This window comes from Alicyclobacillus fodiniaquatilis, from assembly GCF_042678105.1.
In the GTDB taxonomy this organism is placed as follows: domain Bacteria; phylum Bacillota; class Bacilli; order Alicyclobacillales; family Alicyclobacillaceae; genus Alicyclobacillus; species Alicyclobacillus fodiniaquatilis.
On sequence record NZ_JBHUCX010000013.1, the window covers coordinates 74,530 to 89,967 of the forward strand.

A 15,438-nucleotide genomic window follows, 5' to 3' on the forward strand; every position below is an offset into this window, starting at 1 on the left:
TCTACGATTGCGTGGACGCCCTTTCGTAGAGAAAATCGAAAAACAACTGTGTCGCCCGCGTGTGAAATGAGGTTTTTCGCAGCACGGTGGAGAACTTTCTGTGAAAGGGAGCGGCCAACGCTGGCAATGTTGTCAAAGTGCCAAGGGATATTTCCTTGCGAATCACCGATTCCGACAACACGGCAATGCCAAGGCCGGCTTCCACACTCTCCTTGATGGCCTGGGTACTCCCGATTTCAATGATGGCCGTAGGGTGGATGTCAAGCGCTTCAAACATCTGATCGGCGATTTCCCGCGTTCCGGAGCCTTGTTCGCGCAAAAGCCATGTCTCGCGTTCGAGTGCTGCTTGGTTGAACGCGCCGCGGTTTGCGCTGAGTGGGTGTTCTGCGGCGGCGACAATGACCATGGTGTCCTCCGCCAAATCTTTGACCATTACATGCGGGTTGATATGTCCGCCTTCGATGACGCCCATATCCAGATGCCCAGCGCCCACCTGTTCGACCACTTCTCGCGTGTTATTGATGGAAATGGATGGCGTGATGTTCGGATATGTGGCGACGAAATCCGCCAAAATTTGCGGCAGCACGTATTCGCCATATGTAAAACTGGCGCCGATATGAAGTGTGCCGCTGGCGCTGTTCGTCAGATCGGCCACCAAGCGCTCCATTTGACCGTAGAGCTGTATCATTTGCTTCGCATATTCGTAGACAATTTCTCCGGCGCGATTCAATTGCACCTGTTTGTTCGAGCGCTCTAACAACTTGGTTCCCAGCCGTGTCTCCAGTGTTTGAATTTGTTGGCTGATGGCGGGTTGGGTCGCATGCAACAGCTCGGCAGCGCGCGTGAAATTTCGTTGTTCGGCGACGACGACGAAAGTCATCAATTGAGCATTCACAGGATGGTCCCTCCTCTATCCGATCATAAGAATACATTATCGTCATCATCGAAAACATGTATTTCGATGATGGCATATTGTCCATATGAACTGTAAACATGCGCCGACAGATACTCGCACCATCGTTTGCGCTTTCGATCACGCTCATTTTTCGATCATCTTGTAGTGTCATCATGATAAGCTGAAATGACGGTCATCGCAATGACTTTTGCGCTGGTGCTCCAGATGAATTAGCGTTTTGCATCACTTGTTGTATGGATTTTTTTTCAAATAAAAAGACCGTTCAGGCAAGGACGCAACAGGCCCAGCCAGAACGGCCGCTCGTTGATTCGGTTCAATCAATGAAATCTGCATTTTGCCAAATGAGCACGCCATTTTGCCCACCAAAGCCAAATGAATTGCTCAATGCGCGCGTGATGTGCTGCGAACGACTGTGGTTGGGCACCACATCCTGTGGCGCACCCGCTTCCTTGTCGTCGCAGTTGAGCGTTGGCGGCAAGGTATTGGTGTATAACGCTTGAGCGCAGGCGATGCTTTCAATGGCCCCAGCGGTGCCCAACATGTGCCCAACCGCGCCCTTGATGGAACTGACAGGGATCTTGTCCAGATGTGCGCCAAACGTTTCGCGGAGCGCAGCTGTTTCAGCCAAGTCGCCAGCAGGTGTGGCCGTGGCGTGTGCGTTGATGTAATCGATGTCTTCTGCCTGTAGGCCAGCGCTTTTCAGGGCCCGTTGCATCGCCAGATGCGCGCCGCGCCCTTTGGGATCCGGCGAGGTCTCGTGGTACGCGTCGTTCGACGTGCCGTAGCCAATGAGCTCGGCATAGATGCGCGCGCCGCGGGCCCTGGCGTGATCGAGCGTTTCCAATACGAGCATGGCGGCGCCTTCGCCCATGATCATGCCTGTGCGGCCTTTGTCAAAGGGGCGCGACCATTTGCCATAGTCTTCTGGTCCTTCCGTCGCGAGCGCGCCAGCCGCGCGCAGCCCTGCGAGAATGGCTGGGCTGAACAGGCACTCGGTGCCGCCAGCCAGCACCATTTCCGCTTCGCCCAGGCGCAGCCAATAAGACGCTTCGCCAATGGAGTTGGCAGAAGAGGCGCAGGCGGTCGAGTAGGTCAGAACTGGCCCATGAATGTCGAATTGGGTTGCAATGCTGGCGCCGGCCGCATTGGGAATTGATTTTGGCACGAGACGGGGGCCTACCCGGCTGGAACGGCCCGTAGACAGGCGCGCTGAACCGTCCTCAAGTGTTTGAACCCCGCCAAAAGCACAACCAATCGAGATGCCGATTTGGTCGCTCGCATAACTCGCGTGCAAGGATTCCACATCCGGCCAACCAGCGTCGCGCAAAGCTTCCATCGCCGCGACAATGCCCATTTGGGTGAACCGATCCGTATTTTGCACCTGCTTTTTGTCAAGGTATAAATAGGGATCAAAATCTACGACTTGGGCAATGACTGGCGCCCACTGGCGTAGATATTCATCTTCTGTTTCACGAATCGCCGAGCGACCGGAAACGATTCCGTCCCAAAATAAAGGCATCCCGACACCAAATGGGGTTACTGCACCAAGCCCGGTGACGACGATGCGCGTACGTTCGGTCATGCTTGTGCTCCTCTCATATCTATTTCAACCGTTCACGAGCTGGTCCAAAGCGATGTGATAGGGCGATTCGACATCGAATTTTCACAGACTTTGGACATGCACTTACACGGAATGAAACTTGTCCATTATTTAACACAGGATGAAAGAAATCGTTCATCCATTCTATGATAACAAATCCCCGCCCTGCCTGCGATATAGAATGATTTACAACTAGGTGATAACTGCAGGTCCTAATTGTCATGGGATTGTGACGTGCAAATCCATTCTAGGTGTCCACATCTGTCTAGGATGTTTGCTATGATGGTGGGGTTGGTTCTTTCGTTCCATCGTTGTATACAAACTGAAATGTACGCTTGGCTGATTGCGGACATTCGTTATATAGGGAACGGAAAGTATGAGGAACGTTTCCAAAAAGGGAGGCACATTTTAAGTGGGACAAACAGCTGTTCAGCGTTATGCCGACAAGGTCGTCTGTGTGACCGGCAGTTCGCGGGGGATTGGCCGTCAACTGGCGCTGCGCTTCGCGCAAGAAGGTGCAGACATCGTCATCAACTATTTCCGCAACGGGGATGCAGCGCGTGAAGTTGCAGAGGAAATCGAGGCGCTCGGACAAAAGGCGTTGCTCGTGCGGGCCAATATGGCGCAGGAAGAAAAAATCGTCGGCATGTTTGAGGAAATCAAGTCGGCGTTTGGCCATCTCGACGTGTTTGTGCACAATGCCGCTTCAGGCCGGAATCGATCCGCCATGGAAGTGGATGCCAAGGGCTGGGACTGGACGCTCAATGTCAACACGCGCGCGTTCTTGCTCGGCGCGCAGCAGGCGGCGGCGTTGATGCCCGAAACGGGCGGTGCGATGCTTGCGTTGTCTTCGTTCGGATCGGACAGGGTGTTTCCCTACTACACGACAGTTGGCGCCAGCAAGGCGGCGCTGGAGTCGTTGGTTCGCTATTTTGCCATTGAATTGGCGCCGCGCAAAATCAATGTCAATGCCATTTCAGCTGGCGCTGTCCTGACTGATGCGCTGGGGCATTTTCCGGAAATGGACAAGACACTAGCCGCGGTTGAGGAAAAAATGCCCTATCACCGCATGGTCACGCCAGACGACATCGCAAATGTGGCGCTGTTTCTGTGTTCGCAAGAAGCGGAAATGCTTCGCGGTCAAACGATCCGCTTGGATGGCGGCATGACATTGATGGTGCCATGAGGCGGTCGGGTCGTGTGACGCACTGCGCGTCACCATCTACAAATGGCAAGACGGATAAGGGGTTTCAAAGTGGATAATTTTCGGTTTCATCACGAACTGCGCGTGCGTTGGTCGGAAGTAGACGGACAGCAGATTGTCTTTAACGCCAATTATCTGATGTACATGGACATCGCGTATGCGGAATATTTGCGGCGGGAATTGGTCTTGTCAAATGGGTTACCCACGACCGTCCTGGCGAAGAGTACGTTGCAATTTCGTCAGTCTGCGGTGTTTGACGACATCTTGCAAATCTGGGTGAAGACCAGCCATATTGGGCGTTCCAGTATGCAGGTGGACTTTCTCATCACGCGTGATGGCGAAGTGTTGTTTGAAGCAGAGAGCATCTATGTCTATATCGACACCGAGACGGGGCGACCAGCCACCGTGCCGGATGCGTGGCGTGAAAAGATTGAAGCATACGAACAGGAGCGATAAGGATGCGGTTTACAGGACAAGTTGCCATCGTCACAGGCGGGGCTGGCGGCATTGGTCAAGCAAGCGCCAAGCTGTTGGCCAGTCAAGGCGCCAAGGTGATTGTGGCGGACATCAATCCACAGGCTGGTGAGCAAGTTGCGGCGGACATCCGGGCAGAGGGCCATGAGGCGCAGTTTCATGCGGTGGATGTATCCAACTTCGAGCGCGTTGAAGCGCTTGTGCAGTTTGCCATCGAGACATATGGGCAACTGGATATCATGTTCAACAACGCCGGGATATTTGGGGACGGAACTGAAAACGTGATCGACATGCCCGTCGAGACGTATAAGCGGACGATTGGCATCAACCAGGATGGTGTCTTCTATGGCATCAAGGCCGCTGCGGCCCAAATGAAGGACAAGGGCGGCGTCATCATCAACACGGCCTCCATCTACGCCTACATCGCGGACAAAAACCAGTTTCCGTATCACGCCAGCAAAGCGGCGGTGGTCGGCATGACGAAAGCGGCGGCGCTGGAATTGGCGCGGTATAACATTCGCGTGGTGGCCATTGCGCCGGGGATGATTGACACTGGACTGGTGGATGCCTGGCGGGCTGACGAGCGCGTATGGAACACCATCCAAAAAGCGCATATGCGCCGCCAACTGGGCACCGCCGAGCAGGTCGCGCAGGTCGTCGCCTTTTTGGCCAGCGATGAGGCATCCTTCATGAATGGTCACGCCTATTTTGTCGATGATGGCGCAGCGTCGTTCAAACGTTGATGCCACCTGTCATGCGCTTTTTTGGCGCCAGTATGCAGAATGCAGCCGAATGAACCGTGCAAATGACCCGTACAGCTCGGAAGCACCTCGCGTATTGTAGACCATCTCAACCAAGGAGGGCTTCCACTTATGTATGGAACATTTGGCGGTTACACGCAATGGGCAGTTGTCTTCTTGATCATCTTCGTGTTGTTCTTCTTACTGGTACCAGCTGGTCTCGGCGCAGGTGCAGCTGGTTATTAAGTCAGAGTGACCAGGTAACGAACGGGGCATCTACTGTGATGCCCCTTTTTGGCTGTGTCAGGGTTTGACAGGGTGAGGTAGGACGATTTTTGCATCGTGGGTGACGGCGACATAGGGCTGTTTATTTATAGCGCAACCCAAGAATTTTTGTTTGTATTGACGGCTGAGTAGATGTTGTGTATATTTACTGCAGTTCCAATCATTTTATTTGTATGGAGGTATCTGTCAGATATGATCGCAATTCGCTTGCAAAATGTAACCAATTGAATATAGGTTACGACTTCGAGAGTCTTTGACTTGAGGAAGTTTGGGCGATGCGATGTCTGATGAGATATTTTTGTATAGCGTGATGTACAATCAAACATATTTGCATAAGCCATTTTTGCGACTTGTCTGGTGAGGAGCAATGGCTTTTTCTGTGTTTAGCGGTTTCTTCGCACGCAGAACGCCCTACTTCCTCAGGTGATGTGACAAAATCATCAAGTGAATGAGGAGTAGGTGGCAACATGAATTATTTCGTGAATGAATCGATGATGACGTGTAAACAACAGCAGGTTGAAACCAAAGCGACAAGATATTGGATGATTGCAGATCTGCTGCGTTCCCTGAAGAAAAAGCAATGGCAAAGTGCATCTGACAAACAGGGGGAGCGCCATGCGATCGCGTTTAAGACCTAGTGTGGTGGTTGTGTAATGACGAATACAGGTGTATAGCTTTTCGTTTTCGATATGGTGAACAACATCGCCTTGGTCAGATTGATCAAGGCGATTGTTTTGTTGTAGCTGTTTGAACATCTACCAAACATGTAAAGTGGATATTGGGAAAAAGGTTTTTTTAAGGAGAGTGCGTATGAAGTTTATGACGCCACAGGTCAATCTTTATGTTGACAATCTGGAAGTATCTAGAAAGTTCTATGAGAAGATTGGTTTCAAGGTGAATTTTACTGCAGAAATTGCGGGTACGGCGGTACATCATGAGTTGATACTCGATGATTTTACTTTGGGGATCGCTACGAAAGAGTCTGCACGAGCGGTTCATGGCTTAAATCCAGGTACAAATTCTGGTTGCGAAATTGTATTGTGGACAGACGATACGGATACAGCAATGCTACACTTATTAGAAAATGGCGCGACAATGCTGTCACAGCCCCATGATTTTCTGGATGGAAGGTTGCGATCCGGTTGGGTACAAGATCCCGATGGGAATCCGATTCAGATTGTATCTAGGGATGCGAAACGTTGAGATTGACGAAATCTACGTCCATCCGCATTATCGTACAGATGGTATCGGTCACAAGCTTGTTGATCAGTTGCTGGACGAGGCAAGTGCCCATGGCATTACACGTTCCATGGTTTATTCGGCGAGTAAAGAGTGGGAGACAATTGTTGGATTCTATGAGAAACATGGGTTTAAGATGTGGTTTGTCGAGATGTATAGGTAGCAAGTGTGTGTCTAGGTGAAAAGGGCTTATGTTAATTCAATCACTGATAGTGGCGGTGTCTGTAGTGAAAGGGCGAAATAAGAGTGAGCAAAAGAAATCCTTTTGTAATCGAATTTGATCAAAAAGGGGCTTCAATCAAGGGCGCGTAGCTCGGTTTTGTTTCGGGCTTGATTTAGCAATAGCAGATGTGAATCTGTCCTTGGCCTGACGTGGCATTAGTAGTAACAGTTCAAAAATACCGCGAAATTTCTTTTCGGATAGGGAGGTATGCGCCGAAAAAGATAGAATATAGTGAAAATTATAAATATCGAAAGCGGTTTCGAAATGGGTATGAACCATTTCAACACCGTAATGAGAGGTCTTGAACGTTGATAACCATCTACGACATTGCCAAAAGAGCTGGAGTTTCGGTGACCACTGTGTCACGTGTGCTCAACGGATATGCAGATGTAAGCCCTAGCACCCGGAGGAAAGTTCAACACATCGTGCATGAACTTGGCTATCGTCCGAACGCGATGGCACGAGGATTGACCACCAAGCGGTCCATGTCCGTTGGCGTTTTTTTTCACGACAATGTCAACACCGGACTCAGCCACCCATTTTTTTTGGAGGTGATAAATGGCTTTAAAGAAACGATTGGGGCAGAAGGATATGATTTGTTGTTTTTCGCGAACGACACATTGGATAACGAATTGAAAACCTTTGAGGCGCGCGCCAAGCATCGCAACGTGGACGGATTGTTGTTGTGGGCAATTCCAGAGGATGATCCCTCATTGGCGGCACTTGTTATGAGTTCGATTCCCAGCATTATACTGGATTTGGACCTCACCGGTCCCTGTATGGGCAATATTTCCTGTGATAACTTTGGCGGAGCGGTACAGGCAATGAACTTCTTGCTGGAGAATGGACATCGAAATATCGCCTTTGTCTCTGGTTTGCTAAGCACTCATTCCGCGCGCGAACGGCTGCTTGGCTACCAACATGCGCTGCAACTGCATGGAATTCCGTACCGTCCAGAGTGGATGTTGGAGGGGGATTATACTGAAAAATCGGGTTATGCTGCGGCAAAAAGACTGCTTAAATCAGGAGATCTTCCAACTGCCGTGTTCTGTTCGAGTGACATGATGGCAATTGGTGTCATGAAGGCCCTTGAGGAAGGCGGGATGCTCGTTGGGGAAGAACTGTCGCTAATTGGTTTCGATGATATCATGATGGCTTCGTACATCACTCCAGGATTAACTACGATTCGGCAAAAGAAACATGAAATGGGGGTCATCGCTGCACGTGCTTTGCTTGAATTGATTGAAAACTCAGATAAAGTACCCGAGGCATTGACGATGGACACTGAACTTGTCGTTCGCGGCACGGTTCGGCCGTTAGCTTTGTAAATTCCAAGAAATGATTGATTTTCGTTTTATAACACAAACGATATTCATGAAGCAGACTCTTGGGGAGGTCAAATCAGGATGAGAAAAGCTAAATCCTCTGCGCTTATGCTTGTAACCGCTTTCAGCATCGTTGCTCTGGCAGGTTGCTCACAAAACACCGGATCCAGCAACAATAACAAAACGCCTTCAGGTACAGGTGACGCTTCCGCAACGACGACATCAGTGACGATTCCATTGCCCACCACTCCTACACTTTCCACGCTCGATCCGTCGCAATGGGGAGCGCAGATTTTAATCGATCAAGGGACAGTTATGGAGGGCCTCTATGGATACAGCCCGACGGGAAAGATCGTGCCGAAGATAGCGACGCACTATACGGAATCGAAGGGTGGCCGGGTTTGGACGTTCTACCTGCGTCACAACGCCAAGTGGTCTAACGGCAAGCCGGTCACGGCTGAGGACTTCTACTACTCGTGGATGCGCACAGCTTCACCGCAAAACAGTTCGGACGCGATATGGGCTAGCGTGATGACCTACGTGAACAACGCCTATCAGTATCATGCAGGCGGCGTGCCAGCCAGCCAAGTGGGCGTCAAGGTCATCAATCCGTATGAGATTCAACTGACCTTGTCTGCGCCACACGACATTCTTGGCGCCATGGTGATTTCGGGATCGATGCCGCTGTACCCTCCTTCTGTCAAAGCACACCCGACCAATTGGTTCTTGCCGCAGTATTTTGTAGGCGATGGACCCTATATCATCAAGTCCTTTACAGCAAACGGAAAAGTCACGCTCACGCGCAATCCGGACTACGTAGGTGCTGCGAATGAGACGAATGTTGGCAACATCAAGACGATTAACGTCATTCCGGGTCCCACTGTGCCGGTCGAGGACTACATGGCAAACAAGTTGGACGCAGCTGTTATCAGCACGCCATCCGATTATAAATACGTGTTGAGCCATTCACAGCTCAAATCGCAACTTCATTCACAGCCAGATAGTCTCATTACGTACTTGCAATGGGATAAATCAACCGAAGCTTCACCGCTGGATAATCTCCCGGTTCGACAGGCCATTGCAATGGCTATCGACCGCACCCCGATTGTCAATAACGTGCTCGCTGGGATGGGCGGGGAAACGGATGTTTTCGGATTCCAGGGGTGGCCGACGTATTCACTGCAAAAACCGTTGTCGTATAACGTTCAGAAGGCCAAGCAACTCCTCGTCCAAGCGGGTTACCCAAACGGCAAAGGAATGCCGACGATTTACTTGTACACCCAGACCACAGCGGATAATCCGAGCAGCGTTAACGTCGCGGAAGCCATCCAACAGGAGTTAAAGCAGAGCCTTGGTATCACCACTAAAATTGTGCCCGAGGCTTCCACATTGTACGGCGATATCACTTGGGGAGGACTGAATCAAGGCATTCATCCAGGATACGTCATCGGCGGCGGCACGCCGAACTGGGACGATACCAATAGTTTGCCAATCGGGGCGAATCAGGAGGTGGGCTTTGCTGGGTCGTTCGGTTCACTCTCTTATCGGCAGCACATATCGAATTATTACTACCCGCAGTACGATCCGGACGATATAAAGGAATTTGGGAATCCCAACGACAAGACCTTGGGCGTGAAGTGGTCGGATTGGCTGCCCTTGCAAAAAGCTGCACAAGCGGATATTCAGTACCTAAACTCGTGGACGGCCAAACAGCCGGCAGCGTATAAAAAATTGCTGGATGTTCCTGGCCAGGCAACCAACCAGGAGCAATGGAACAACTATGTGAACGCTTGGAAAAAAGCGAAGACTTCGGCAGACAAGCATGCTGCATGGGTAAGTGCTTGGGAGTTCGTTGGCGATTACAGTGCAGGCAATGGCGGAGCAAACGTCGGTCTCAACGGCCAAGTCTGGGATGACGAACACATGTCACAGGATGTACATGACGTCATCATGTGGAATACCGAATTGAACGGAGCGACCTCCCAGAATGAGGCAGTTCCATTGGCGGCGAAGGTTGATAACTTCATGCTCCAACAGGGGTATGCCGTCCCCTTGTACTACGCCAAGACGTTCTACCTGGAGAGGCCGAACCTGACTGGTATTGAGGCAAATCCATGGTCGTGGAGCAACCTCTTTCAAATGCAATATTTAACGTCTAAGTAAGCGGCGTGTCGGTCAAGACGTCAGTTTGACGGAGCGCATAGGCGCTCGTCTACACCAGGAAGGGAGGAACGGTAAGGTGGGTTTATTGAAGTTTCTGGGCAAGCGGATCGTGGCGCTCATTGTCACCATTTCGCTCGTGCTTATCGTCGCCTATCTCTTGATGTATTACTCACCAGGGAGTTTTTTCAATTCCACTAATATTGCCGCGGGTATGGGGCAACTGCGTATTCAGGATCCGGCACTCTATCAGCAGTTTGTGAAAGAATTCCAAAGCCGATATGGGTTGGATCAACCTTTGTGGCAACAGGTACTCAAATATGTCTGGCATTCGCTCACCTTTAATTTCGGAAATTCGTTTCAAAATCCATCGGTTCCGATATCCAGCCAATTGTCGAAAGCGCTACCAATCAGCGCCTTGCTGGCTGTCGGATCGGTTCTTCTTTCCATTATCGTCGGCATCCCATTGGGGGTGCTGGCGGCGTTGAAACGCAACACATGGATCGACTCGACGTTGACCACGTTGTCCATGACGGGGCAAGCCATCCCGTCATATGTGCTCGCGGTCCTGTTGGTGTTGTTGTTTGGTGTCTGGGTGCAAGGCATCCTACCGGTGAACGGGTGGGGAACGTTAGGAGAGGCGATTTTGCCTATCATCGCCCTGTCGGCTGCCAATATCGGCGTCGTCACGCGTTATATGCGGGGCAGTCTGGTTGAGGGATTACGCCAGGAATACATCCGAACTGCGCAGGCAAAAGGCGTTCGGTACTGGCCGCTCGTGATACGCCACGGGATGCGCAACTCCCTGACTGCGCTCATCACAGTCGTCGGCCCTACCTTTGCCTTCACGGTCGTCAGCACAGTGTGGGTCGAGCAGATCTTTTCGATTCCCGGCATCGGCAACTTGCTCTCGACTGCCTTCCCTGCCAAAGACGTCCCTCTGTCCATCACGTCCGTTTACATCCTGTGTCTGATGGTCATGGGTATGAATCTGGTGGTGGACCTGCTGTACGGGCTCATCGACCCGCGTGTTCAACTTGAATAAAAGGTGCGGCTCGAAATGGAAACGACACGCTATCATCCATCCTAGAGAAAGGTGGTCACTACATTGGCAGTTTCTATGACAGCAGCAGATGCTGCTCCAAAGGCGCCAAAACGACGCTCACAGTTCTCCCTCGCATGGCGTCGGTATCGGCGCAATTGGTTGGCAGTCGCCGGGCTCATCTGGGTCATCCTGTTTCTCATTGTGGGCATTATCGGTCCATGGATCGCGCCGGAAAACTATGCGCAGGCAAATATTCTCTACGCAAACCAACCTCCGTCCGCCAAATTTCCATTCGGCACAGATGGGCTAGGCCACGATATGCTCAGCCAATTGTTATGGAGTGTGCAAAACGCCTTGGAGATCGCGTTTGGCGCCACACTCGTCAGCTTCATCATCGGCGTTGCGCTCGGACTGTGGGCGGGCCTGCGCGGCGGGGTCACCGACATGGTGATCATGCGACTGGTCGACTTCATGTTCGCGTTTCCAACCTATTTTCTCAACCTGATTCTGGTGGTTAAGTTCGGCCGCGGGATGATCCCGATTTTGATGGCCATCGGCATCACTGGCTGGGCGGGATACGCCCGTCTGATCCGCAGCCTGGTGTTAGGGATGAGAAATGGCGAGATGGTGGAGGCCGCCCGGGCACTTGGGGCGACGCAGGGGCACATCGCCCGCCGTTACCTCTTGCCAAACGTTGTCAACAGCCTGCTCGTGGCGCTTGCGTTCGGCATCCCCGGCGACCTCACAGTCATGGCTGGTCTGAGTGTGGTCGGCATGGGGCTCGCACCGCCGTTACCGAGCTTCGGCAACATGATCGCACAAGCAAGCAACAACGTGCTTGGGTATCCTTGGCTCCTCTATTTCCCCGCCGGGGCGTTTGCCATCACGCTGCTGTCGTTCCTCTTCGTGGCCGATGGACTGCAGGAGGCGCTCAATCCAAAAGGAGGGTATTAACATGGCAGAAGATCTATTGACAGTAGAGAACCTCCACACGCAGTTCGAGCGGGCAGACGACACCGTGTACGCCGTCAATGGCGTCAGCTTTTCCGTGGAACCCGGTGAGACGCTGGGCATCGTTGGGGAGAGCGGATCGGGCAAATCGGTCTCAGTGCTGTCGATGTTGGGTCTCTTGCGCGGAGGCAGAGTGGTGTCTGGGACAGCCAAATTCATGGGGACGGACCTCTTAAAGCTACGGCGTCGGCAATTGGAGGACATCCGGGGCCGCGACATCGGCGTGATCTTTCAGGATCCCATGACCAGTCTAAATCCGACCATGCGCATTGGGGACCAGATTATGGAGGGCATGCTTACTCACCAATACACCAACCGCAAGGGGGCGTTTGCGCGCACGCTCGATCTGCTGGATGAAGTCGGTATTCCGGAGCCGAAGGTGCGCTTTCGCAACTACCCACACGAGTTTTCGGGCGGCATGCGCCAACGGGTGATGATCGCGATGGCGATCGCCTGCGAGCCGCAGTTACTGATCGCGGACGAGCCGACAACCGCGCTTGACGTGACCGTGCAGATGCAGATCCTGTCGCTGCTGCACGGGCTTCGGGAAAAACGGCAGATGAGCATCGTCATGATCACGCATGATTTCGGTGTGGCGACGAATTTCTGCGATCGCATTATCGTCCTGTACGCTGGACAAGTGATGGAAAGTGCCCCCTTGGAGGAATTTCTCAAACGTCCCGCCCATCCCTACACGATTGGCCTGAAGGCGTCGATCATCGAAGTGGGACAGCAGGAGAGGGAACTGCATCCGATTCCCGGGTCAGCGCCCACACTGACCGAATTACCGCACAGCTGTCCCTATGCGACCCGTTGCCTGTTTGCACAGGAGCGTTGTCGACAGGAACTTCCAGTACTGCGCAATGTGGGTGCGAGTCACTATGTTGCGTGCCATCGGGCAGAGGAGGTGATGGATCATGCAGGGTGACACGCTGTTACAAGTAGAGGGTGTGTCGAAAAGATTTAAGGTGCGTGGCCGTACCTTGCACGCGGTCGAGCATGTCTCGTTTGACCTGGAGGCTGGTAAGACGCTGGGGTTGGTTGGCGAGAGTGGATCAGGCAAATCCACACTGGGGCGTGTCGTATTGCGGTTATTGGAGGCAGACGAAGGCCGTGTTGTGTTTCAGGGACAGGATTTAGCGAAGCTATCGGCAAAAGAGCTGCGAGCACGGCGAAGAGACATGCAAATCATCTTTCAGAATCCGCTGGCTTCCTTAAACACTCGGATGACCGTCGCCGCTGCGATTGAAGACGCCATGATCATCCAGAAGATGGGGGACTCAGCGGCGGAGCGCCGCAAGCGCACCGACGAATTGTTAGAACGCGTTGGATTGCCACTGTCAGCGGGCCGAGCCTTTCCATTTGAACTGTCTGGTGGCCAACAGCAGCGGGTGGGGATTGCCCGCGCATTGGCGCTTCGGCCCAAAATGGTGGTCTGCGACGAACCGATTTCTGCACTCGACGTCTCCATCCAGGTGCAGATTATCGAGTTGTTGCGGGACTTGCAGAGAGAATTAAATATGGCGTATATCTTTATTTCACACAATCTCGGGGTTGTTCAACTGCTGAGTGACACGGTGATGGTGTTGTATTTGGGTGAGGTGGTTGAGCAGGCACAGTCGCAGAAGCTGTTTGAGGCAGCTCAGCATCCATATACACAGACACTGATAAACTCTATTCTCAAAGTGCCAAAAACGAGTGCCGATAAACGCCCGCTTGTAGCACTGCCGGGTGAGATGCCGTCACCGTTTTCGCCGCCGTCGGGATGCCCGTATCATCCACGGTGTGCCTTGGCAACGGATCGTTGCAAGAGTGAGAAACCGCTGTTGCGAAAAATATCGGCTGGACACTTGGCTGCTTGTCATTATGCAAATTGAAACGACGGGACCCGAAGGGCGTTCTAAGCAAATTCAATGCTTCTTCCTAAAGGTGGGCTTACGCCTGCATTGCAATATCTCGAGCGATTGCCATGGCATTAAAACTAGGAGGAAAAATCATGAAATTGTCACATGCGCAGAAGAGTGCGTTTTACGAAAATGGGTTTGTGAAGATTCCTGGTGTTGTACCGCAAATCATGGTCGAAGCAGCCTTGCGTGCTATCAATCACTCTGTTGGCGAAGGTATGCGTGCGGAAGATATGGTGACCATGCGCGCCCAGAGTTACTGCAAAGAGCTAACACATGCTGCGGTCATCACCGATCTATTCAATCGAACGGCCGTTCCAGAGCTTGCTGAAAGCATTCTAGGTTCCGGTCAAGTCGCGCCCGCCGGCGGTGGGCAAATTGCTCTGCGCTTCCCAGGACTGCAGGACCCTCCAGGGCGTCCCGGTGGTCACTTAGATGGTATGTACACACCGACGAACGGCGTTCCTAAAGGCACCATACAAAACTTTACGATGCTTGTCGGCGTCTATCTAAGTTCCGTCCGTCAAGACAATGCTGGCAATCTTACAGTCTGGCCTGGGACACACCATCTTTTTGAAAAATACTTCCGCGAACATGGAGCGGAGTCTCTATTAGAAGGCATGCCAAAGGTCGACATGCCAGAACCTACGCAAATTATGGTGGAACCAGGAGACGTTGTTTTCGCGCATTATGAACTTGCGCACGGGACAGCTCCAAATATTTCGCCGAATGTGCGCTATGCGATCTATTTCCGCATCACTCATGCAGAATTCGACCGTAGTCAATGGCAAGCGCCAATGCATAATATTTGGATGCACTATCCTGGCATTCAGGAGGCGTTCTCGCTGTCGTGACGAGACAGTGTAGGAAAACGGAGCATCGTTGACTAAATGTATGTCGTGTGTTAATTTTGAATTATCAGATTTACAAGGGGGTGAGTGCGATGAAAACAATTCAAACCATGTTGATTAAACCAAAAAGGGAATTTCATCTCGCTCATCTACTGGCGGAGGCTTTTCGCAAGGAATAGCTGTTGAACATGTTTTCTTCAACAGAACATGTTTTCAGTGAATCGCTAAGACCATGGCAGATGATGCCATGGTCTTTTTGTGTTCCAAAAACAACAGACAACGAAAGAGGATGGTTATTTTCAATAAGATTCGAATCGCTTACGGGGAGCAACTGCATAAGTTCAAACCCTTATTGCGGGAAGCTTATCAAAGTATTTACAAGTATCAGTTGAAGCGTACGACTGAAAATGAATTACAAATGCGCACAGCCATCGACGCAACAAGGGAGCCGTTGGCGTTTT

15 protein-coding genes are annotated in these 15,438 nt (G+C 51.8%); 13 read left to right on the forward strand and 2 right to left on the reverse strand.

Annotated features, from left to right (window positions below; translation table 11 throughout):
• Position 1: 1 nt before the first annotated feature.
• Together ACFSB2_RS03465 and ACFSB2_RS03470 are read right to left on the reverse strand one after the other, a co-directional pair.
• Entirely contained in the window at positions 2-895 is an 894-nt protein-coding gene (locus ACFSB2_RS03465; protein ID WP_377941289.1) for a LysR family transcriptional regulator, read from the reverse strand.
• Between the two features lie 334 nt (positions 896-1,229).
• Complete coding sequence (locus tag ACFSB2_RS03470) at positions 1,230-2,498, reverse strand: beta-ketoacyl-[acyl-carrier-protein] synthase family protein (protein WP_377941290.1); 1,269 nt, start codon at positions 2,496-2,498, stop codon at positions 1,230-1,232.
• Positions 2,499-2,928: 430 nt separating this feature from the next.
• Here ACFSB2_RS03470 and fabL point away from each other — a divergent pair, with 430 nt between their 5' ends.
• From fabL to ACFSB2_RS03535, 13 genes are all read left to right on the forward strand, one after another.
• Entirely contained in the window at positions 2,929-3,702 is a 774-nt protein-coding gene (fabL, locus tag ACFSB2_RS03475) for an enoyl-[acyl-carrier-protein] reductase FabL (protein WP_377941291.1), read from the forward strand.
• Between the two features lie 69 nt (positions 3,703-3,771).
• The gene (locus tag ACFSB2_RS03480) at positions 3,772-4,176 is read left to right on the forward strand and encodes an acyl-CoA thioesterase (RefSeq protein ID WP_377941293.1); all 405 of its coding nucleotides are present in this window, start codon (positions 3,772-3,774) and stop codon (positions 4,174-4,176) included.
• A 2-nt stretch (positions 4,177-4,178) separates the two neighbouring features.
• Positions 4,179-4,937, forward strand: a complete 759-nt coding sequence (locus tag ACFSB2_RS03485) for an SDR family NAD(P)-dependent oxidoreductase (RefSeq protein WP_377941295.1) — start codon at positions 4,179-4,181, stop codon at positions 4,935-4,937.
• A 749-nt stretch (positions 4,938-5,686) separates the two neighbouring features.
• Positions 5,687-5,857, forward strand: a complete 171-nt coding sequence (locus tag ACFSB2_RS03490; RefSeq protein ID WP_377941296.1) for a hypothetical protein — start codon at positions 5,687-5,689, stop codon at positions 5,855-5,857.
• A gap of 172 nt (positions 5,858-6,029) precedes the next feature.
• Complete coding sequence (locus tag ACFSB2_RS03495; RefSeq protein WP_377941297.1) at positions 6,030-6,422, forward strand: VOC family protein; 393 nt, start codon at positions 6,030-6,032, stop codon at positions 6,420-6,422.
• Positions 6,409-6,621 (forward strand): GNAT family N-acetyltransferase, encoded by a 213-nt coding sequence (locus ACFSB2_RS03500; protein ID WP_377941298.1) that lies wholly within the window; start codon positions 6,409-6,411, stop codon positions 6,619-6,621. Before ACFSB2_RS03495 ends, ACFSB2_RS03500 begins: the two co-directional genes overlap by 14 nt.
• Positions 6,622-6,989: 368 nt before the next feature.
• The gene (locus ACFSB2_RS03505; protein WP_377941300.1) at positions 6,990-8,009 is read left to right on the forward strand and encodes a LacI family DNA-binding transcriptional regulator; all 1,020 of its coding nucleotides are present in this window, start codon (positions 6,990-6,992) and stop codon (positions 8,007-8,009) included.
• Between the two features lie 78 nt (positions 8,010-8,087).
• Positions 8,088-10,169: a peptide ABC transporter substrate-binding protein gene (locus tag ACFSB2_RS03510; RefSeq protein WP_377941302.1), complete on the forward strand. Its 2,082-nt coding sequence runs from the start codon at positions 8,088-8,090 to the stop codon at positions 10,167-10,169.
• Between the two features lie 76 nt (positions 10,170-10,245).
• Positions 10,246-11,211, forward strand: coding sequence for an ABC transporter permease (locus tag ACFSB2_RS03515; RefSeq protein WP_377941303.1), 966 nt, complete (start codon positions 10,246-10,248; stop codon positions 11,209-11,211).
• A gap of 63 nt (positions 11,212-11,274) precedes the next feature.
• A complete protein-coding gene (locus ACFSB2_RS03520) occupies positions 11,275-12,165 on the forward strand; it encodes an ABC transporter permease (RefSeq protein WP_377941304.1) in 891 nt (296 codons plus the stop codon).
• Between the two features lies 1 nt (position 12,166).
• Positions 12,167-13,150: an ABC transporter ATP-binding protein gene (locus ACFSB2_RS03525; protein WP_377941305.1), complete on the forward strand. Its 984-nt coding sequence runs from the start codon at positions 12,167-12,169 to the stop codon at positions 13,148-13,150.
• Positions 13,140-14,099, forward strand: coding sequence for an ABC transporter ATP-binding protein (locus tag ACFSB2_RS03530; protein ID WP_377941307.1), 960 nt, complete (start codon positions 13,140-13,142; stop codon positions 14,097-14,099). The genes ACFSB2_RS03525 and ACFSB2_RS03530 overlap by 11 nt, the downstream gene beginning before the upstream one ends.
• A 119-nt stretch (positions 14,100-14,218) precedes the next feature.
• Positions 14,219-14,980, forward strand: a complete 762-nt coding sequence (locus ACFSB2_RS03535) for a phytanoyl-CoA dioxygenase family protein (protein ID WP_377941309.1) — start codon at positions 14,219-14,221, stop codon at positions 14,978-14,980.
• Positions 14,981-15,438 lie beyond the last annotated feature (458 nt).